The following is a 20781-nucleotide window of genomic DNA, read 5'->3' on the forward strand; positions in this document are numbered from 1 at the left end:
ATATCATTTTTACGCCTTTGAATTCTTCATAAAATATATAGTATCAAGGGCAACTTTTGACATAGCCTCCATTATTTCTTCTTTAGTAACACTATCTATATCACTTAATATTTCTTCAAAATCTCTATTATCTTCCGATAGTATTTGACTAAAGAAATATTCTGATATAAGAAAAATACTATCTTTAATAGATTCTGTTGAAGATTTTATAGATTTCTTTGATATTTCCATATCTTCATCTGTGAAATTTCCATTTTTTATTTCTTCCAATTGTTGTTTTACAATATCTATTGTTTTTTCAAAATTATTAAATTCAATTCCACCATCTATTAACATAATGGATTTATATTTAAAAACAGTAGAAGTAATATAATAAGCTAAACTTTCTTTTTCTCTTACATTTCTAAATAATTTAGAGTTCGGTCCTCCACCTAAAATATCACTAGCTACTATAAGTCCATTATATAATCTGTCTTCATAAGGAATTCCCGTTCTATATCCAAGTACTAATTTGCCCTGTGTTACATCTAAATCCTCATATACCATATTTTTAGTCTGAACCCCAGAAATAATTTGCTCTCTTGGTATAGTCAGAACTTCTTTTCTATCTATCTTTTCTATGTTTTTTATACATTCAATTAATTCTTCATCATATTCTCCAGCATAAAATATCTCTATAGGTGATGTATTTATTATCTTTTGATAATGTGTATATAATATGTTTTCATCAATCTCTTTTAAATCTTCTATATTCCCTAAAGGATAAATACTAAACTTTTCATTTCTGCACATTTCTTCTATACATCTATCTAATGCATAGGACCTTTTATCATTTATTCTGCCTTCAATTCTATTTCTTAAATTTTCCTTCTCTTGCTCTACATAATCTTTTTTAAAATATCCCTTCTCCAAAACTGGATTATAGATAATAGATTTTAATAGATTGACTACTTCATAGATATAATCCTTATCCCCAACATAATGACCATTCACAGTTTCAATGGTAAATCTAAGAACATGTTTTTCTCCCCTCTTATTAATTGCTATGCTTAAATTTGCTCCATAGGTTTCCTCTAGTTTTTTTTGTATTTCAAGATTTGTAGTATATTCTTCTGTGCCTCTTTTTAAAATCAAAGGTATTAAAGCATTTTTTGTAACTTCATCCTTAGATAAAGGTCTCAGAAAATAGTAACTAAGTAAATTAGATTTAAATTTATTTGTCCTAATTAAATTTAAATATATTCCATTCCCGATTTTGATTCTTTCTGATTTTAATGTCAAATTGTTTCCTCCTTCTTAAATATATTATTTTTACTATACCCAAAATTAAATTTGTTACTTACATTAATATTACGAATTTAATTAAAAAATACAAAAACCCAATTTTAAAAATTGGGTTTTATATTTTATTTATTTTTTTCAATCATCCTACTAATTTCACCTACATGATTATCATAGGATGACCCATTCATTAAACTACTTATAATCTCTACAATCTGAAAAAAAGTCTTTTCATCATTAGATACGAGTACTTCTTTTATTCCTGTATCCTTCTCCATAACCAAGCTACTAATAAGATCTTTTGTATCTGTGGTAAAGGATGTGTCATAAGCCATAACAACAGAAACTAATGCTGTATCATTAAATATAATTGTTGCCGCATCATCTATACCAAAGAGTTCAACAACATAATCAGCCAAGTTCTCTGACCTATCAATTATTACCTTATCTTCCATGGATACTTCTACTACTGTATCATCTGGCTCATTAACCATTTCATTATTTTTAGTAGTTTTACAACCTATTTGAAAAATTAAACTTAAAACTAATACGAATAATAAATATCTTTTCAATTTATCCCTCCTCTTATTATAGTTTTTCATAATATTAAAATTTTATAACAAGAAAAGGAAAATATTTATTATTATATTTCTTTTGCTATTTTGACTCCTGAGCTAGTTCCTAATCTAGTAGCTCCAGCTTCTATCATTTTCTTTGCAGAATCTATATCTCTAACTCCTCCAGATGCCTTAACTTCTAGTTTATCTCCTACTATAGATTTCATAAGCTTCACATCATCTACAGTTGCTCCACCAGTGGAAAATCCTGTTGAAGTTTTTACAAAATCAGCTCCAGCAATCATAGAAATTTCACAAGCTTTAATCTTTTCTTCATCTGTAAGTAAACAAGTTTCTATAATTACCTTAACTAATGCCTTGTCTTTAGCTGCTTTTACTACTTCTTCTATATCTTCTTTAACAAGTTCATAATTTTTTATTTTTAAAGCACCGATATTAATTACCATATCCACTTCATCAGCACCATTTTTTATTGCATCCATAGTTTCAAATGCCTTAACTTCTTTAGTATTTGCACCTAATGGGAATCCTATAACAGTTGCTACCTTAACGTCAGAACTCCTTAATATATCCTTACATAATTTTACATAACAAGGATTTACACATACAGCTGCAAATTTATTTTCCATAGCTTCTTTACATAATTCTTCTATCATATCCTTTGTAGCATCTGGCTTTAACATAGTATGGTCTATCATTCCCAATATATTAGACATTAATTTCCCCTCCGAATTATTTAATTAATTCAACTAAATCTCCATTTTTTACTCCTGCCGCATTACCTTCTTCTATATCAACATGCATTTCAAGAGCAAAGGATTCAGATACTCTAACTAATACATTATTGAATACCAAGCCTCTTTCTCCACCTACTTTTATATCTACAATGTCTTTATCAGCTACTCCAAATTCTTCTCCATCTTTAGTATGCATATGGATATGTCTTGCAGCTACTATTATTCCTTCTTCTATTTCAACTTCTCCCTTTGGTCCAATAAGTTTTGCTCCAGGAGTACCTTTTATATCACCTGAATTTCTAACAATTGGCTTTACTCCTAAAGAAAAGGCATCTGAAACTGATAATTCAAATTGAGTACTTGATCTAACAGGCCCTAATATTCTTACGCCTTTAATTGTACCCTTTGATCCTACTATATCTACCTTCTCTTCACAAGCATATTGTCCTGGCTGAGATAAATCTTTCATCTTTGTTAATTGATATCCTTCACCAAATAAAACATCTAAGTCCTTTTGGCTTAAATGTATATGACGATTTGATAATGCTATTGGTAATTGTGTTTTCATTTGTATTCCTCCTAAATATAAGTTCAATATTATATAACCATTATAAATCTTTGTATATGAAAAATCAAAGTTTATTCTAATAATCCCAAAATAGTTTCATAAAATCCTGGATATGAAATATTTATACATTGACTATTTTGAATTTTTGACATGCCTTTTATATTTAATGAAGCTATTGACAAAGCCATTGCAATCCTATGATCACCATAAGTATTTACAATAGCTGGACTTAATTCCTTTTTCCCATGTATAATCAAGCCATCTGGCAAAGCCTCTATATCAGCTCCCATTTTCTTCATTTCATTGACCATAGCTTGGATTCTATCTGTTTCTTTATATTTAAGTTCTTCTGCATTTTTAATTACTGTTGTTCCTTCTGCAAATGCAGCTGCTACGGCTATTATAGGAATTTCATCGATTAACCTTCCTATAATATTTTTATCCAATTCAATTCCTTTAATCGGAGCATAAGAAATATATATATCTCCTATAGGTTCATTATTGATACTTCTTACATTATCTATTTTAATATTGCCACCCATGGCTTTTATTACATCAATAATTCCAGTTCTTGTAGAGTTAATACCAACATCTTTTATGGTGATAGAAGAACCTTCCATAATAGTAGCTGCTACAATAAAAAATGCAGCAGAAGAAATATCTCCTGGAACATAAATTTCTTTTCCCATAAATTTATCTTTGCCGAAGTATTCAAGCATTTTTTCAGTATGATCCCTAGTAATCTTTTTCTCTATAACTTTAGTTTCTCCTTTACTATAAATAGAAGCTAGTAAAATGGCTGATTTAACTTGAGCACTTGCCATAGGCAATTCATATTTAATTCCTCGCAATTCATTTGAGGGCTCAATACTAATAGGAGGGTATTTGTCATTATATCCTTTAATATTTGCACCCATTTTAGTTAAAGGTATAATAATTCTATCCATGGGTCTTTTACTCAAAGAAATATCTCCTATGAGAGTTGAAGAAAAGTTTTGTCCAACTAATATCCCAGCCAACAACCTCATTGTAGTACCTGAGTTACCACAATCAAGAGGCTTAAATGGTTTTTTTAAGCCGTGAATTCCATTGCCATTTATCTTGAGAATATTCTCCTTATCATCTATAACCATATCTACTCCCATTTCCCTAAAACATTCAATTGTTCTTAGTGTATCTTCAGATAATAAAATATTTTTTATAATTGTTTCTCCTTTAGCAATAGAACCAAGCATTACAGCTCTATGGGAAATAGATTTATCTCCAGGTGTTTTAATCTCACCTTTTAGAGTTTTTTTTCCTTCAATCTTCAAACTATACACTCCCTTAATATATATCTATATTTTATAATCATTTAATATAGCCTCTTCTATGAGCTTTTCCTCTACATCATAAAACAAATCAACTGTACCTCTTCCTGTAGGCAGAATAAATGAAATCTTTCCATCTCTATTCTTTTTATCATTTTTCATATATTCTATTAAAATTTTTATTTCAAAACTATTAAATATTGGTTGTTCTACCAAGGTATTCAATACTCCTATAATTTCATTATAGTATTCTTTGTCTATAAGTTTTTTTTGATATGCAATATTACTCTCATACATCATACCAAGTATAACTGCCTCACCATGATTATATTTTTCATATTTAAAAAAAGATTCAATGCTATGTCCTATAGTATGTCCAAGGTTTAATTTTTGTCGGAGACCTAGATCTAATTTATCTTTATCTACTATAGTAAATTTTATATCAACTGATTTTTCTATTATGGTTGGAAGTATTCTCATGTCCCTATTATAAATCTTTTTAATATTTTTCTCTATATTTTTAAAAAAATTATAATCTTCAATTAAACCATATTTTATTATTTCCCCAAGACCACAAGTAATTTCTTTTTCAGGTAAAGTATGAATAAATGAAGTATCAATTAAAGTCGTTAAGGGAAAATGAAAAGAACCTATAATATTTTTATGACCTTCAAAATCAATTCCAGTCTTACCTCCTATACTGCTATCTACCTGAGATAATAAAGTAGTTGGAATCTGAATATATTCAATCCCTCTTTTATATGTTGCTGCAGCAAAACCAGCCAAATCCCCAACTACTCCTCCACCTAGGCAGAATATCTTCCCATTTCTATCAATGTTTTTTTTAATTAAAATTTTGTATATACTAGATAATTCTTCTAAATTCTTATTTATTTCACCTGAAGGAATTATATATATGTTTTCTCTCCCATTTAATACCTCATCTATTTCATCTTTGTATAAATTATATACATTTCTATCAGTCACAAAAATAAAATCATCATTAATTATATATTGGTTTAGTTCCTTCCATATATTATCTACCATCTTAAAGCCCATATTATTACCTTCTTTCTAAATACTTAAGATAATTATAGTAATTTATCTTAGTTTCTTCTAAAAAATCTCCTCCAAACTTTTTAATTATTTCATCTGCTAATATATATGCTATCATAGATTCAGCAACTATACTAGCAGAGGGGACTGCACATACGTCTGACCTTTCAAATTGTGCTGTCTTTTTTTCCTTAGTTACTATGTCTACAGTTTCTAAGGGTTTTCTAAGAGTAGGTATTGGTTTCATAATAGCTCGTATAACTATATCCTCTCCATTTGAAATGCCTGATTCTATACCTCCTGCATTATTGGTTCTTCTCCTATATTTATTATCATAGAAAATCTCATCATGAAAATTTGATCCTAAAGTTGATGCTGCAATACTTCCTAGTCCAAATTCTACTCCTTTTATTCCTTGTATACTAATACAGGCTGCTGCAAGTCTTCCATCAAGTTTTGTATCCCAATTTATATGACTTCCTAATCCTATGGGAGGATCTTTAACTATAACCTCTATAATCCCTCCTAAAGTATCTCCTTCATCCTTTGCTTTTTGGATTCTTTTTATGATTTTTTCCTCTGACTCTTTATCTACTACCCTAATACTTGATTCATCAGCCCTAATTAACTCTTCATGTTTTAATCCATTATAATAGTTTATATCTGAATTTATCCCACCAATATTTATAACATGACTATAGATATTTATATGGAATTCCTTCAATAAAAGTTTACAAATACTTCCCAATGCCACCCTCATAGCTGTTTCTCTTGCCGATGCTCTTTCAAGTATATTCCGTCCACCTTTTTGATTATATTTAAGTGCACCTACTAAATCTCCATGACCTGGTCTTGGTTTAGTAACTTCTACTAATTCAATATTTGTACCTTTGTTTTTAATAGATATGGTAATTGGACTACCTGTAGTAAAACCCTTACTTACACCAGATAATATACTTATTTCATCATTTTCTAATTCCATTCTAATAGATCTGCCAAATCCCTTCTGTCTTCTTTTTAGCTGTTCATTTATATAGCTTATATCTAGACATAGGTTGGCAGGTATTCCATCTATTATTCCTGTAAGAGATTGACCATGGGATTCACCGCCTGTTAAAAATCTTATCATTTTTTACCCCTCCTATTATGTAAAAGACTTCTACCTGTGAAGGTAGAAGTCTCTTATGCTCCAAATGTTTTTACCTATTTTATATAATTCATCTTTAACATCTAATCTTTTTTCTATAGGTTCTTTATCTGTATTAGATATAAAGTAATTCCCTTTATATTTTGCATTTATAGATCTAAAAAAGTAGTCCATAACTGGAATAGCCCCATCAAACTGATTATTAGAAAAAGGTGCCCCTCCTGTAGCTAAAAATACACCTACTCTATCTTCCGTTTGTTTGTATTTTTTACCTATAGAATATTTTAATGACCAATATTTTTGACATCTATCAATCATATTTTTCGTTAGTCCATTTACAGAATTAAAATATATGGGGGCTGCAAGTATTATTATATCACTATTATCAAAATCTTTATAAATAGTTTCCATATCATCTTTGTTTGCACAAGCCTCTGTCTTCCCACAATAATCGCATCCCGTACATGGATTTATTTTTTTATCCATTAAATATATTTTATTGATTTCATAATCATTCTCTTCAATTCCATTTAATAAATAATCTATTAAATTATCTGTATTTTTTCCTTTTCTAGGGCTACCCATTAAAGCTAATACTTTTTTCATTTAGACCTCCTATACTGTTACCATTCCTCTAAGATGCTTTATTAAAGTTGTAGTAATAAAGCTTTGAATTGGTATATTAACTAAAGCAGATAAGGCTCTACCTGGAAGCAATACCATAAATCCCTTTCCAAATAAATTTGATAACCAGTAAGTGTTCAATCCTAATGATATAAATAAAATGCAAGCACTAACTATAATAGTTATATTGCCCAATGAAAAAGGATTCCCACCTTTTACTTTAGTTTTAAAATAAATTCCTAAAATACCTGGTATTACACCCCATAATATAGAACTTAATGTAAAACCAGGGTGAATAGATGGTCCTTGAAGATTTACCATAACTCCAATTAAATCAGCAGCTAGTCCACTTATACCTCCAACTACTGGTCCAAATAACAATCCACTTATCATTAGAGGTATCTCTCCAAAGCTTATCCTTAAAGTAGGCAAGCCTGCCAATGGAACCATAATAGCTAAAAATCTTGTAAGAACTATAGATATAGATGTCAAAAAACCAGCATATACCAATGTTCTCGTGTTCATTACCTTACTTTTATTCATTTTTATCCTCCTTTCTTTTGTTAGTGACAGGCAACTGTCACATCAAAGATAAGAGGTTTCTTTAATGATCCAGCGGACGCGGTAAAGAATCGCAGAATTATTTCCTTCGTTTAAGGGCAACTTCCCATCCCTTAACACTTGACGCTCTTTACCTACTCTGTCTTACTAACAATATCATTATACATCAATATCCTTATTAAGTAAATCATTATTGCTCCTTTTCCTCATATATTCAGTTAAGTTATATGAACCAATAATAGAGGCAATAATAAACGAAATTATAGACATTATTCTATAATATAATGGATAAGTAGAAAAATAAGAAATCATATAAAATATAATTGATAGAGTATATAATTTAAATATCTTATCCTTACTTAAAAAATTAAAACTATTTTTCAATTCTGATTTTTTTTCATAGTATCTATCTATAATATAATCTTCTATATCTTCATTGGAAGATATAACCTTTTCTTCTTCAAGCTTTATTCTATATTCATTCTTAATAGCTTCTATCCTTTTATACTTATTTCTTAGAATAGCCTTTTTTATATATATACTCATAACTATAGCTATAAAAAGAGAAATACTTAGGGAGATAATAAAACTCTCTATTAATTTATTCAATATTAAAATAAAAAAAATTAAAATAATTATTCCTATAGCTATTTTATCTAAAATATCCGCCCTAACAGTCTTACCATTTTTCATTTGTTTGGTATAAAAATTATCCAATACTCTTTGTTTCTCCCTTTCCCTACGATTTCCTTTTAAATAATTTAAAACTCTTTTCATTCTCTAGCCACCTTTCCCTAGTAATAAGATATCCTATGGTCTGTATTATTGCCATAAAACTAAGAAAAGATAATATAATATTAGTTGTTATATTAATAAAAAACTCTTCTGGGAAAAGTTGTATCAATAAATCTCTTTGCGGATCTAATTGCCAAAAATTATTCCTAAAAAAAACATAATGAAAATAGGTAAAATACTTGCTAAAATCAAAATATATCATAATTGCAATAACTCCTACTAATATCCAATTAATAAATAAACTTTTATATAAAAACATCCCTAATATATTTTTTTCACTTTTAACAATAAATAAAATTATTATAGAAATGGATAATATAATACATATATATTTTAATACAAATCCTCTTCTGAATAGTCCTCTTACATCTTTCATATGCCATATTTCTTTTATATTGAAATTTGATTCTAAAACTTGAATATCTACCTCTCCTTTTAAATAATCTAATAAATCTTTTGTTATCTGACCTAATTCCTCTAAATTCTTCCCCGTTATTTCCACTACATTATAATTGGAATATGTCTCAATATATTGCTGAAAATCAAAGGCATTTTTTTCTACTGCTGTTAGAAGACAAAGTAAAGATAATGATAAAAATAAAATTACTTTCTTCAAAATAAGCCCACCTCAATAATTATTTTTTCTTAATTTAAAAGGATTGAAGAAATATAATTCTCCAACCCTTTTAAAACTATGCCATAGCTTTTTCTAGTTTATCTAAATATTTAATTGGAAAAACTCTAAGTAATTCCTTATATTGTTCTACTGATAATCCTTGAACAGTAGTATATATTTGAATCTTTGTATCTAAGTCTGCAGCTATAAATCTCTCTTTTATTTCTTGAAAAGTATCATTTGTTTCCATGATTTTTCCTCCTTCTTATGACCTTATACTTATTATGTTAAATACTTATTCTTTTATACAGTTGAACTTAAATCTTTTAGTTATATCTTCTAAACTCTATATATTCTCATATTGAATACTAAATATTTATATGGAAATAATAATTTTTATAATAATTAAAAAAAGGAGAAAAACCTATGAATAACCCACCAAGAATCGGAGTAAGTACCATTAGAAAAGAAGCTTGGGATAAGGTCACAGGTGCTGCAAAATATAATGGCGATATCTTAAGTCCTAATGAATTACATGGAAGAGTATTACCAAGTCCTTATGCACACGCAATTATAAAATCAATTGATACAGAAGAAGCTTTAAAATCCAAAGGAGTTCAAGCTATAATAACTGGCGAATATACACCTATATTGGTAGGCTCTATTATTAACGATAGACCACCTATTGCAAAGGATAAGATTAGATATTTTGGCGAACCTGTAGCTATAGTTGTAGCAAATAGTGAGCAGGAAGCTATGAAGGCATTAAAACTTATTAAAATAGAATACGAACCTCTTCCTATAGTTAACTCCGTATTTGATGCTATAAAGCAAGATGCTCCACTTATACATGAAAATCTAGGACATTACTATTGTCCAGATACCCGTGTATATCCTATAGCCCATACTAATATAGCAGACCATGTAAAAATCAGAAAGGGAAATATGAATATTGGCTGGAAAGAATCTGATATAGTTCTTGAGGGGGAATTCTCCTTGCCTCAGTCAGATCATTTAGCAATGGAAACTAGAAATTCTAAGGTTCAAATATTACCGAATAAGGATATAGTTGTCTATACATCAACCCAATCCCCTTTTGCAGTTAAAGAAGAAATAAGCACACAATATAAAAACTCTGAAGGCAATATTATTGTTCGCACTCCATTAGTAGGTGGAGCTTTTGGCGGAAAAGCTGGAGTTCATATGGAATTTCTTGCATATCTAGCCTCATCTGCAGTTGAAGGTAAAATGGTTAAAATGGCAAGTCCTAGAGAAGAAGATATTTCTACTTGGCCATCTAATATAGGCGTAAATGCGAAACTCAAAATAGGTGCTACTTCAAATGGCGTGATAAAAGCCTTAGAATGTACTTATTATGTAGATTGTGGTGCCTATACTGGTACTGGTCCCCGTATGTCTAAGTCAATAGCAATTAATTGTTCTGGTCCATATAATATTGAAAACATTCATTGTGATTCCTATAGTATTTATACTAATCATTGCTATGTTACTTCTTATAGGGGATTTGGTCATGTAGAACTTACTTTTGCTATAGAAAGAATGATTGATAAGTTAGCATTAGCATTATGTATTGATCCCTTGGCTATAAGGTTAAAAAATGCCATAACGGAAGGAAATACTTCTCCAACACAAGCAAAAATAACATTTAATAATACTGGAAATTTAACATCTTGTCTTTATAAATTAAAAGAAGTTATTAATTGGAAAGAAGGGCGAATAATTAAAACAAATAAAGGCACAATTAAAGCTAAAGGGATTTCTTGTTTTTGGAAATCTGCAGATTCTCCTACTAATGCTACTTCTGGAGCTGTAATAACTTTAAACGCTGATGGTAGCCTTAACTTAAATATTGGTGCTACTGAAATTGGTCCAGGTATGAAAACTACTTTAGCTCAAATATTGGCAGAAAAGATGAAGATGAATATTGATGAAATTTATGTATTTATGGATGTAGACACACGAATAAGCCCTAAACATTGGAAAACTGTTGCAAGTATGACAACATTTATGGTAGGAAATGCTATTATAAATGCTGCAGATGATTTAATAAAACAATTAAAGGAATTAGGTGGCATTGTTCTAAAATCCCCACCTGATAATTTAGATATTGGTGAGCAAAAAGTATATTCAAAGGATGACCCAACTAAATTTATAGGATTTAAAGATTTAGTTCATGGCTATAAATACACCAATGGTGAATCTATATATGGACAAATGATTGGTAGAGGAAATTATATTATGAAACATTTAACTAAATTAGATAAAGTAACAGGAGAAGGTAAACCATCTGTTTCATGGACTGTAGGTGCTCAAGCCGTGGAAATAGAATATAACCCTAAAAACTATTCTTATAGACTACTGAAAGCTGCTACTGTTATAGATTTAGGCAAAGCAATTAACCCTAAGGCTGCAAAGGGGGTCATAATGGGTGGTATGAGTATGGGAATTGGTTTGGCAACTAGGGAAGAGTTTTTATATAATAAAAATGCCATATTGGAAAATACATCTCTGAGAACCTATAAACTTTTACGATTTGGAGAAAATCCACAATATACAGTAGATTTTATAGAGACTCCTGATATTGATGCTCCTTTTGGCATGAGAGGTATAGCAGAACATGGTATTCTTGGAATACCATCTGCTTTCGCCAATGCATTATCTCTAGCAGCAGAAGCTGATTTTGATAATCTACCTATTTCACCTGAGCTAATATGGAAAACCAAAACAGGAGGTAAATATGATTCCCTTTGATTTTGAGTATTATAAACCAGATACAATTGAAGATGCTATTCAATTATTTAATAAACTTGAATTGGATGGTAAAAAGCCTATTTATTATGGTGGAGGAACAGAATTCATCTCTATGGCAAGAATGTACAATAAATATACTGGTGCAGTAATAGATGTTAAAGGTATTCCTGAATGTAATGTATTTGAGTTTAAAAATGACAATTTAATAATAGGTTCAGCTGTAACTTTAACAAAAATTGCCGAAGAAAATCCTTTTCCACTCCTTAGTCTTACAGTTAAAAGAATAGCAGATCATACAATACAAGATAAAATTACATTAGGTGGTAATTTAATGGGAACCATTATATATAAAGAAGCTATACTACCTCTTCTCCTCTCTAATAGTGAAATAGTAGTTCAAGGTGATATATGCAAAAAAACTCTAAAGATAATGGATTTATATGATAAAAAACTACAACTTGCAGATGATGAAATTATAATCCAAGTAATAATAGATAAAAAATTTCTTCAATTGCCCTATAGCCATGTGAAAAGAACAAAAAATGAGAAAATAGATTATCCTCTAATTACCATGGCCGCATTAAATGATAATGGTAAAATTTCAGTTGCTTTTAGTGGCTTATGTGAACATCCTATTAGATCTATTGATATAGAAAAAATTTTAAACAACAATTCTGTTTCCAAAGATAAAAGAATTAAAAAATCCATTGATAATATCCCCTATGAAATACTCCACGATATTAGTGGTTCTTCTGAATACAGAAAGTTTATTCTATATGGTATGTTATATGAATTACTTAATAAATTTGAGGAGGTCAGTTAAATGCTTAAAATACTAACTCCTACTATACTAACCTTAAATATAAATGGAGAAGATAGAGATGTAGTTGCTAAACCTTCTGATATATTATTATTTACTTTGAGAAATGAACTTGGACTTACTGGAGCAAAACCTGGTTGTGAAAATGGAGATTGTGGAGCATGTACAGTTTTGGTAGATGGGTGGCCAATAAAATCTTGTTTGATGCTCACTGTGGAGGCTTTTGGGAAACAGATTATAACAATAGAAGGGCTAAATAACGCCCCAATTCAGAAAGCATTTGTTGAAAGCTTTGCTTTTCAATGTGGCTATTGTACTTCAGGATTTTTAATGGTATGCCATGCTTTATCTAAAATCCATCCAGATGCAGATGATAGTGTAATAGAAGAATGGCTTCAGTCCAATCTATGTCGCTGCACAGGATATGCAGAAATTGAAGATGCTGTAAAATCAATATTAAAAGATAAAATTAATTAACTTATAGTAGGTGAATAAATGGATATTATTGAAACAACATATGACTATATTTTAAAAACAATTTTTGGTGTAGCAAATCCTATAAAAAAATCTATAATGAAAACCCATTGTAAGGTTCATAAATTCATTAATTTTCATGCCTTAAATATCCTTAAAAATGATAAATATATAAACGAATATAGATTTTTTCATAGCTTTATTTTAGATATAAATGAAGGTGCTGTATGGGCAGACCAAGACTTCAAAAGCTCCAATCATTTCTATAATCCTTATAAAAAGAGGGGTTTATATGGAAGGAAATCTGCTATGGATTTAGGAATAAATTATTACGAAGAAGCTCTTAAACTATGGGATAAAGGAGAATTTAATAAGTCTATGTTCTATCTAGGTGCTACTTTGCATATTATTCAAGATATGACTATACCCCAACATGCCAATATTAGATTATTAGATAATCACCATCAATATGAATCATATGTTAAACATACCTATGAATATATCAAGGAGTTTCAAGTTGAAAAAGGAACTTATTTGCTAGATTCTATTGAAGACTATATAAGATTCAATTCAAGAGTAGCTATTAAAATATATAACAGATTCAAAATAATTTCAGATGAAAAAAATCGTTTTTATCGTATTACCAGATGTGGTCTTCCCTTAGCAGAAAGAACTACAGCAGGAGCAATGATTATGTTTTATAATGATATATTTTGAATTGAAAATAATCCAAAATATAAATTTATACACTGTAAAAAAATTAATCATTATTAAAGCTATTATAACAATCCCCATGTCTCTCACCTTTACTTTTTATCTAATATTATATTTTATAAAAGTCTACTACATATTAGATAATCTTGTAATGATATTTATCTAATAGACTTGTTTCTGACTATATCAAAACCCCTAAAAGTAGTTAAATAGTTATTAATATATCTATTTCTCTAAAAAAGTTATCCACAAACTTAACTCTACTTCTCAATTTTAATAAAATCATTATTATATTTTAATAAACCTTAGCTAATATATAAGAGTTCTTGTTGTTGCAAGGATTCTTATGCTATACTTATAGTAAGAATATTCTCTAAAATAAAAAACATCAGTATCTTTAAATAATCTATTAATAACTACTTTTTCTTTAGTTGTTTCTCCTAATGAATGAATCTAGAATGCCATTTGATTCAGTTGTTTTAGAAGAATTAACACTAGATAACTAAAGCCTTCCTTTTGAAAGGCAGATTACATATTGGTAAATTAAAAATTTCCTTAAGATTAAAGGCAAAGGATACAGATTAAAATATGGACATGTTTACAAAAAAATATAAAGTGAAACAAGAAAAGAAATATAATAAAAGAGTTAGACAGGGTTACTACATCTTATTTTTATCCTAAACAATGGGTAGAAAAACAAAATAGAGTAATAAAATTTAACGAAAACCAGTATAAAATGTAAAAACTAATTTAGAAATGAGGGATATTTGATTATGGCTAAAGGAATAATAGGGAGTATATTTATTTTTATATCTGCTATTCTTTATAGTACAAAACCTGCTAAGAAAAACCAATAGGTTTTTCAGTTTCTTTACAATAAATTTTAAATACAGAATATTAAGCTGTCAAGTATCTATTGTATAGTCAAAGTAAATACCAAGGAGAACAAGTATATCTATAGATTAGCTAACCATTATGATTAAAGGTTTTAGTATTCATCCGCATATCATAATCTTTAATTCTTCTACATATTTTAAAAATGACTTAGTTGAATTTCTATAGATCTTTATAGTCTTTCTCAAATAAAAAGTCTTTATGTTTAAAATAGAAATAAAACACCTTTTATTAATTTATAAAATTAGTAAAAGGTGTTTTATTTCTATATATCATAATTCAAATAAAATTTTCGATTCAGTATATCATAGTAAAATAAAGACTTTTAAAGAAAGCATCTTACTCTTCCTCCGGCATCTCCCAGTTGTGATAAACTTCTTGAACATCGTCGTTATCTTCAAGCATATCTATTAGTTTTTCCATATTTTTAATATCATCTGGATTAGTTAATTCTACTGTATTTTGTGGAATATAAGTAAGTTCTGCCATGGCAAATTCATAACCTGCTGCAACTAGACCATCCTTAACTGAGTTGAAATCCTCTACAGAGGTGATTATTTCAAAACCTTCATCCTCTGCTACAAAATCTTCAGCACCTAAGTCAATTGCTAGCATCGTTAATTCATCTTCATCTATAGAGTCAGTTCTTTCTATTGCCAACATACCCTTTTTGTCAAACATAAAAGTAACACAGCCTGATTGCCCCATATTTCCTCCACATTTATCAAAAGCGTGTCTAACATCTGGAGCCGTTCTATTTCTATTATCTGTTAAACATTGTACAAACACAGCTATTCCTGCTGGTCCATAACCTTCATAGATAATTTCCTCGAAATTATCTGCACCTAATTCTCCTGAACCTTTTTTTATTGCTCTTTCTATATTGTCATTTGGCATATTTTCTGCCTTTGCTTTATCTATTGCTGCCTTTAATGCTGGATTATAGTCTGGATCAGCTCCACCTTCTTTTGCTGCTACCATAATATATCTACCTAGTTTTGTAAAGACCTTTGCCCTTTTTGCATCTTCTTTACCCTTTTTATTTTTAATATTATTCCATTTGGAATGTCCTGCCATAAAATTTCACTCCCTTTATAATATTGCCTTTTCTATTCTAGCATAATATTATGCTTATTGCATTAGATTTATTAAATTTTTATTCTTCAAAAATTGGTGGATAAGCCCTCTTATGTTGGCTGACTAAGTTCATTTTCTTTATTTTATTTACTAATTCTTTTGGCCCTTTACCTGTTTTAATATAATTATCCAATACTTCATATGAAAACCCCATTTCCTTTTCATCTGTTTGATTTTCCCATAAGCCTGCTGTAGGTGGTTTCTCTATTATAATATTAGGTATTCCTAAAGATTTAGCGAGTTCTCGAATTTCAGATTTTACAAAGGAAGCCAAAGGTAATAAATCAACTCCACTATCTCCATGCTTAGTAAAATATCCTACTGTAAACTCAGATTTATTACTAGAACCAACTACTAAATAGTTATTGTTTTGAGCGAAATAATATAAAGTAGTCATTCTGAGCCTTGGTTTTAAATTCGATATTGCCATCTTATTTTTATTCTCTACTTTTATAGAATCAAATAATACATCAAAAGAATTAGATAAATCTACTTTTTCAGTATCTAAATTTAATTTTTCAGCCACCAAGACTCCATGTTCTTCATCTATTGAATCACTATGGCAAGGCATTATTATACCTAAAGAATTATTTGGAAATGCTTTTTTAGCAAGCCCAGCTACAACAGCAGAATCTATACCTCCACTCAATCCAAATACTAATCCCTTTGCCCCGGCTTCTTCTACCTTTTCTTGCAACCATTTTACTAAATTAAAAATAGTTAAATCTATATTTTCCATATCCATCCTCCAATATAATTAGTAAATTTTCATCCTATGTATATCTTCTCTAGAATTGGTAAAGTTAATCATAATGATTATAACATAAAGGAGAAATTTATGGACAAAAAAAAGATAAAGTTACTATCTATAGGTTTAATAACTGGTCTAATTAACGGTTTATTTGGCTCTGGCGGCGGAACTATTGTAGTGCCTGCATTAGTCTTTTTGCTCAATGTCAATGACTATAAAGCTCATGCTACTGCTATATCCATTATTCTTCCACTATCCATTATATCTACTATAATATATTTTGCTAATAATTCTATACCTTTTAAAGTAGTTCTCCCCGTAGCAATTGGAGGTATGGTAGGCTCTTATATTGGTGCGAAAACTTTAAATAAAATTCCCATTAATATATTGAGAAAAATATTTGGCAGTGTAATTATTTATACTGCTATAAGGATGATATGGAAATGATTTTAATTTTAATTGGATTTTTATCCGGCATAATTAGTGGAATGGGTATAGGTGGCGGAACAATTTTAATACCTTCCTTAGTTATATTCAACAACATAAAACAGCAACATGCTCAAGGTGTCAATCTAATAGTATTTCTACCTGTAGCAACCATAGCCTTAATCACCCATTATAAAAAAGGGAATATTGATTTTTCTTTTGCTAAATTAATTATACTAGGAGGCATTGGCGGTGCCATTATAGGATCTATTTTAGCTCTTAAAATTGACCCTCTAAAACTAAAAAAATACTTTGGATTTTTTCTGCTAATAGTGGGAGGTATTGAGCTATTTAAAAAGAAAGAATAGGTCTTTTATAACCTATTCTTTCTTTTCTAGTGGCTCTTTCTTAGAGTAGCATATACACAGTCATCATATAATATCTTAAAGTCTAACTCTTTTGCCTTTGCTAAAACTTCATCATTATATGTGCCTGGTTGAAACCATATATATTCTATTCCTGCTTCCTTGGCTTCATCTAAAGTATTAATTGCAATTCTTGGTGGCACAACCATATCAAGAACATCTACCTTAATTGGTAGTTCTTTAACTGAATGATAGATTTTATCTCCTTCAATATCATCATAATTTGGGTTTACGCCATAGGTTTCATAATTATGTTCCTTTAAAGTCTTCCATATTTTATATCCAAATTTATCTTTATTTGCTGTTACACCTGCTACTACCCAAATCTTTTTATTAAGCATTTCTTCTTTTATCTTTACCATATCTTCCATCTCATCACCTCGTATAAAATTATACCCTGTTTATCTCTTGTTAACCTAATTAAGTTAATCTTTTACCATCTTTTATAGGAATATATTCTTCATCTAAATTCTCAATTATAGCATTGCCATTAGTTAAATCTGTTATTATATTATGAAAAGCATCAATTTTTTCATTTTCCACATAAACAAATATATTCACAGCATCATCAAATATAGACTCAATTACTATATAGTCTTCATTCATAAGATAATTTTCTATTTTTCCATATAAAGTATAATCAATTCTAATTTTTATTTTAGTATGTAGAACCATATCTACAATTATACCTGCATCCAATCCAATCTTTGCACCTTTTGTATATGCTCTAATAAGCCCCCCTGCCCCTAGCTTAATGCCACCAAAATATCTAGTTACAACAACTACTACATTTCTCAAATTTTCCTTTTTAACAACTTCAAGCATTGGGATACCAGCAGTACCTGAAGGCTCTCCATCATCACTAAATCTTTGAATATTATTATCTTTACCAAGGACATAGGCATGAACATTATGTGTAGCATCTCTATGTTTAGTCTTTATCTTATCTATAAATTCTAAGGCATCTTCCTCTGTTTCTATGGGCATAGCATAGCCGATAAATCGAGATTTATTTATAATGATTTCTGCTTCACCATAGGAATATATAGTTCTATAGCTCTTATCCATAAAATCTTCCTCTCACCAAAAAAATAAGGAGATATAATCTCCTACTTTTTAAGCATAGTTTAACTTTTCTTGATAATCTTTAAACTCTAGATATCTTTTATATGCTAAACTTACAAGGGATTTATCTTGACTGTAGGTAATCATGTCAACAGCTTCCTCTACTGGATAAAATCCTCCCTCTTTAAAACCTTCTTCAAGATTAACTTTATACTCTTCATCTTGTGATTCCATTATATACCATATGATTTTATTGCAAACTGCCTGATTTCTTGAAAATGAATAAAATTCATAAGCAGTTTCTCCAGCAGAGGATACAATTTTAGGAGCATTAACTCCTGTTTCATATTCTACTCTATTAATAGCTGTTTCTGGTGGTAATTGTTCTCCTCTTATCTTTCCCTTTGGTAATACCCATTCATTTTTATCATTTTTCAAAACAAAAACCTTATCATCTCTAAATACAACTCCACCAGCACAATTTCTTATTATCATTGGGTTCAACTCCTTTTTTATTTATATGATATTAATTTCTTAATAATTTTTCAATACATTTCTTTAATCTTAAATTATATATTCTTTATATCTCTCTAAATCTACTTTATTAATAGTTAGTTTTAGCATCGTGCCGTCTTCTAAATATTCTAAACTATTAATCTGATAATTATCACAAAAATAATTTACTATATTTTGTTTTTGATAAGGTATTTTTATAGTAACCATCTTATACTGTTGAGGTAATAAATCTTCAATGCTTTCCAATAACCTATCTATATTTTCCCCATTTTTAGCTGATATAAACAGTTTATTATCTACATATCTGCTATCATAAAACAAATTATGAATATCTACTTTATCCATCTTATTAAAAACTGTAAGTATAGGCTTGTCTAAGACATCTAAATCTTTTAATATATTATAGGTAGTTTGAATTTGTATATCTAAATCTTTATTAGAAGCATCTACAATATGAAGCAACAAATCTGCATATTTTACTTCTTCTAAAGTACCTTTAAATGCTTCTATTAACTTTGTAGGAAGTTTAGACACAAATCCTACTGTATCAGTTAATAAAAACCCTTGACCATTATGAAGTTTGGCTCGTCTTAAAGATGTATCTAATGTTGCAAATAGCATATCCTTTACAAAAACCTGCTTCGACTCTTCATATTCATCATTTAATTCAATTATCTTATTTAATAATGTTGATTTACCAGCATTAGTATAACCTACTAATGCTACAATGGGTAAGTTTGAATCCTCTCTTTTCTTTCTTTTTATATTTCTATTTTGTTCTACTTCTTTTAATTGTTTTTCTATATTATCTACTTCTCTCAATATATGTCTTCTATCGGTTTCTAATTTTTGCTCTCCTGGCCCCCTTGTTCCTATACCACCACCAGTTCTAGACAAATAATCTCTAAATCCAATTAATCTCGGAAGTCGATATTTAAGTTGAGCTAATTTTACTTGTAATTTTCCTTCTTTTGAGTTTGCCCTACTAGCAAAAATATCTAAAATTAGATTCGTTCTATCAACTATTTTTTTATCAATAATCTTTTCTAGATTTCTCAACTGTGCTCCAGATAATTCGTCATTAAATACTACAGTTGTAATATCTAACTCCTCACAATAATTTTTTATCTCCTCTGCTTTTCCCTTGCCTATAAAATATGCTGGGTTTATACTCTCTTTTTTTTGTACTACTCTAGAAATCACCATGCCCCCTGCTGCTTTTACCAGTTCTTCCAATTCATCTAAGGAATTTTCAATATCTATTGTATCTGTATCAAGTTCCACACCAATTATAAGAACTCTTTCCATATTCTTCATTTCTTGGTTCAATTTATCAACTCCCAAAAAATCATTAAATTTATATCTTTCTTTTATTATATCACCATTTAAACAATTTATCTAACAATATACACAAAACACTATTGATTAAGCTATAATTTATATTTATTTCTTCGTAACTATATTGTAATAATCATTTAAACTTCTAATATTAACATTATAATATTTCTATGGTA

General features: G+C 29.1%; 24 protein-coding genes and 1 riboswitch. Of the genes, 6 read left to right on the plus strand and 18 right to left on the minus strand.

Annotated elements, in window-relative coordinates:
- Positions 1-9: 9 nt before the first annotated feature.
- From yfmF to BUB33_RS16240, 12 genes are all read right to left on the minus strand, one after another.
- A complete protein-coding gene (gene yfmF / locus BUB33_RS02535) occupies positions 10-1281 on the minus strand; it encodes an EF-P 5-aminopentanol modification-associated protein YfmF (RefSeq protein ID WP_072972755.1) in 1272 nt (423 codons plus the stop codon).
- Positions 1282-1406: 125 nt separating this feature from the next.
- Positions 1407-1853: a YhcN/YlaJ family sporulation lipoprotein gene (locus BUB33_RS02540; RefSeq protein ID WP_072972758.1), complete on the minus strand. Its 447-nt coding sequence runs from the start codon at positions 1851-1853 to the stop codon at positions 1407-1409.
- Between the two features lie 71 nt (positions 1854-1924).
- Positions 1925-2575, minus strand: a complete 651-nt coding sequence (gene deoC / locus BUB33_RS02545) for a deoxyribose-phosphate aldolase (RefSeq protein ID WP_072972760.1) — start codon at positions 2573-2575, stop codon at positions 1925-1927.
- Positions 2576-2591: 16 nt separating this feature from the next.
- Positions 2592-3164, minus strand: a complete 573-nt coding sequence (gene pduL, locus BUB33_RS02550) for a phosphate propanoyltransferase (RefSeq protein ID WP_072972762.1) — start codon at positions 3162-3164, stop codon at positions 2592-2594.
- 71 nt (positions 3165-3235) lie between these two features.
- Complete coding sequence (gene aroA, locus BUB33_RS02555; RefSeq protein WP_072972765.1) at positions 3236-4477, minus strand: 3-phosphoshikimate 1-carboxyvinyltransferase; 1242 nt, start codon at positions 4475-4477, stop codon at positions 3236-3238.
- A gap of 24 nt (positions 4478-4501) precedes the next feature.
- A complete protein-coding gene (aroB, locus tag BUB33_RS02560; RefSeq protein ID WP_072972767.1) occupies positions 4502-5533 on the minus strand; it encodes a 3-dehydroquinate synthase in 1032 nt (343 codons plus the stop codon).
- 4 nt (positions 5534-5537) lie between these two features.
- The gene (gene aroC, locus BUB33_RS02565; protein ID WP_234949967.1) at positions 5538-6659 is read right to left on the minus strand and encodes a chorismate synthase; all 1122 of its coding nucleotides are present in this window, start codon (positions 6657-6659) and stop codon (positions 5538-5540) included.
- A gap of 30 nt (positions 6660-6689) precedes the next feature.
- A complete protein-coding gene (locus tag BUB33_RS02570) occupies positions 6690-7283 on the minus strand; it encodes a flavodoxin family protein (RefSeq protein ID WP_072972770.1) in 594 nt (197 codons plus the stop codon).
- Between the two features lie 9 nt (positions 7284-7292).
- Positions 7293-7844, minus strand: a complete 552-nt coding sequence (locus BUB33_RS02575) for a folate family ECF transporter S component (protein WP_072972773.1) — start codon at positions 7842-7844, stop codon at positions 7293-7295.
- Positions 7845-7912: 68 nt separating this feature from the next.
- A riboswitch (THF riboswitch) is annotated at positions 7913-8006 on the minus strand.
- Positions 8007-8021: 15 nt separating this feature from the next.
- Positions 8022-8639 carry a hypothetical protein gene (locus tag BUB33_RS02580; protein WP_072972775.1) on the minus strand — a complete coding sequence of 206 codons (618 nt, stop codon included), beginning with the start codon at positions 8637-8639 and terminating at the stop codon, positions 8022-8024.
- Positions 8602-9273: a TIGR01906 family membrane protein gene (locus BUB33_RS02585; protein WP_072972777.1), complete on the minus strand. Its 672-nt coding sequence runs from the start codon at positions 9271-9273 to the stop codon at positions 8602-8604. Before BUB33_RS02585 ends, BUB33_RS02580 begins: the two co-directional genes overlap by 38 nt.
- Positions 9274-9349: 76 nt before the next feature.
- Complete coding sequence (locus tag BUB33_RS16240) at positions 9350-9523, minus strand: hypothetical protein (protein ID WP_165920309.1); 174 nt, start codon at positions 9521-9523, stop codon at positions 9350-9352.
- 176 nt (positions 9524-9699) lie between these two features.
- On the opposite strand from BUB33_RS16240, the gene BUB33_RS02590 reads away from it, so the two are divergent.
- The 4 genes from BUB33_RS02590 to BUB33_RS02605 are packed head-to-tail and all read left to right on the plus strand — an operon-like array spanning position 9700 to position 14056.
- The gene (locus BUB33_RS02590) at positions 9700-12045 is read left to right on the plus strand and encodes a xanthine dehydrogenase family protein molybdopterin-binding subunit (RefSeq protein WP_072972779.1); all 2346 of its coding nucleotides are present in this window, start codon (positions 9700-9702) and stop codon (positions 12043-12045) included.
- Complete coding sequence (locus BUB33_RS02595) at positions 12032-12868, plus strand: FAD binding domain-containing protein (protein ID WP_072972781.1); 837 nt, start codon at positions 12032-12034, stop codon at positions 12866-12868. Before BUB33_RS02590 ends, BUB33_RS02595 begins: the two co-directional genes overlap by 14 nt.
- Entirely contained in the window at positions 12869-13342 is a 474-nt protein-coding gene (locus BUB33_RS02600; RefSeq protein ID WP_072972784.1) for a (2Fe-2S)-binding protein, read from the plus strand.
- 18 nt (positions 13343-13360) lie between these two features.
- On the plus strand, positions 13361-14056 hold the full coding sequence (locus BUB33_RS02605; protein ID WP_072972786.1) for a zinc dependent phospholipase C family protein: 696 nt from the start codon (positions 13361-13363) through the stop codon (positions 14054-14056).
- A 1230-nt stretch (positions 14057-15286) separates the two neighbouring features.
- On the opposite strand, the gene BUB33_RS02610 is transcribed toward BUB33_RS02605, so the two are convergent.
- Positions 15287-16024: a YebC/PmpR family DNA-binding transcriptional regulator gene (locus BUB33_RS02610; protein WP_072972788.1), complete on the minus strand. Its 738-nt coding sequence runs from the start codon at positions 16022-16024 to the stop codon at positions 15287-15289.
- 79 nt (positions 16025-16103) lie between these two features.
- The gene (nadE, locus tag BUB33_RS02615; protein WP_072972791.1) at positions 16104-16823 is read right to left on the minus strand and encodes an NAD(+) synthase; all 720 of its coding nucleotides are present in this window, start codon (positions 16821-16823) and stop codon (positions 16104-16106) included.
- 99 nt (positions 16824-16922) lie between these two features.
- On the opposite strand from nadE, the gene BUB33_RS02620 reads away from it, so the two are divergent.
- Together BUB33_RS02620 and BUB33_RS02625 are read left to right on the plus strand one after the other, a co-directional pair.
- Complete coding sequence (locus BUB33_RS02620; protein WP_072972793.1) at positions 16923-17282, plus strand: sulfite exporter TauE/SafE family protein; 360 nt, start codon at positions 16923-16925, stop codon at positions 17280-17282.
- Positions 17279-17629, plus strand: coding sequence for a TSUP family transporter (locus BUB33_RS02625; protein ID WP_072972795.1), 351 nt, complete (start codon positions 17279-17281; stop codon positions 17627-17629). The genes BUB33_RS02620 and BUB33_RS02625 overlap by 4 nt, the downstream gene beginning before the upstream one ends.
- A 26-nt stretch (positions 17630-17655) precedes the next feature.
- Here the strand turns inward: BUB33_RS02625 and BUB33_RS02630 are convergent, their stop codons facing one another.
- The 4 genes from BUB33_RS02630 to hflX all read right to left on the minus strand — a co-directional run bounded on the left by BUB33_RS02630 (position 17656) and on the right by hflX (position 20584).
- A complete protein-coding gene (locus tag BUB33_RS02630; protein WP_072972798.1) occupies positions 17656-18057 on the minus strand; it encodes a CoA-binding protein in 402 nt (133 codons plus the stop codon).
- Positions 18058-18106: 49 nt separating this feature from the next.
- Positions 18107-18754, minus strand: coding sequence for a YigZ family protein (locus BUB33_RS02635; RefSeq protein ID WP_072972800.1), 648 nt, complete (start codon positions 18752-18754; stop codon positions 18107-18109).
- Positions 18755-18802: 48 nt separating this feature from the next.
- Positions 18803-19246: an NUDIX hydrolase gene (locus BUB33_RS02640; RefSeq protein ID WP_072972802.1), complete on the minus strand. Its 444-nt coding sequence runs from the start codon at positions 19244-19246 to the stop codon at positions 18803-18805.
- Positions 19247-19315: 69 nt separating this feature from the next.
- On the minus strand, positions 19316-20584 hold the full coding sequence (gene hflX, locus BUB33_RS02645; RefSeq protein WP_072972907.1) for a GTPase HflX: 1269 nt from the start codon (positions 20582-20584) through the stop codon (positions 19316-19318).
- Positions 20585-20781 lie beyond the last annotated feature (197 nt).

Origin of the sequence: Tissierella praeacuta DSM 18095 (genome assembly GCF_900128955.1) — a bacterium.
Taxonomy (GTDB): domain Bacteria; phylum Bacillota; class Clostridia; order Tissierellales; family Tissierellaceae; genus Tissierella; species Tissierella praeacuta.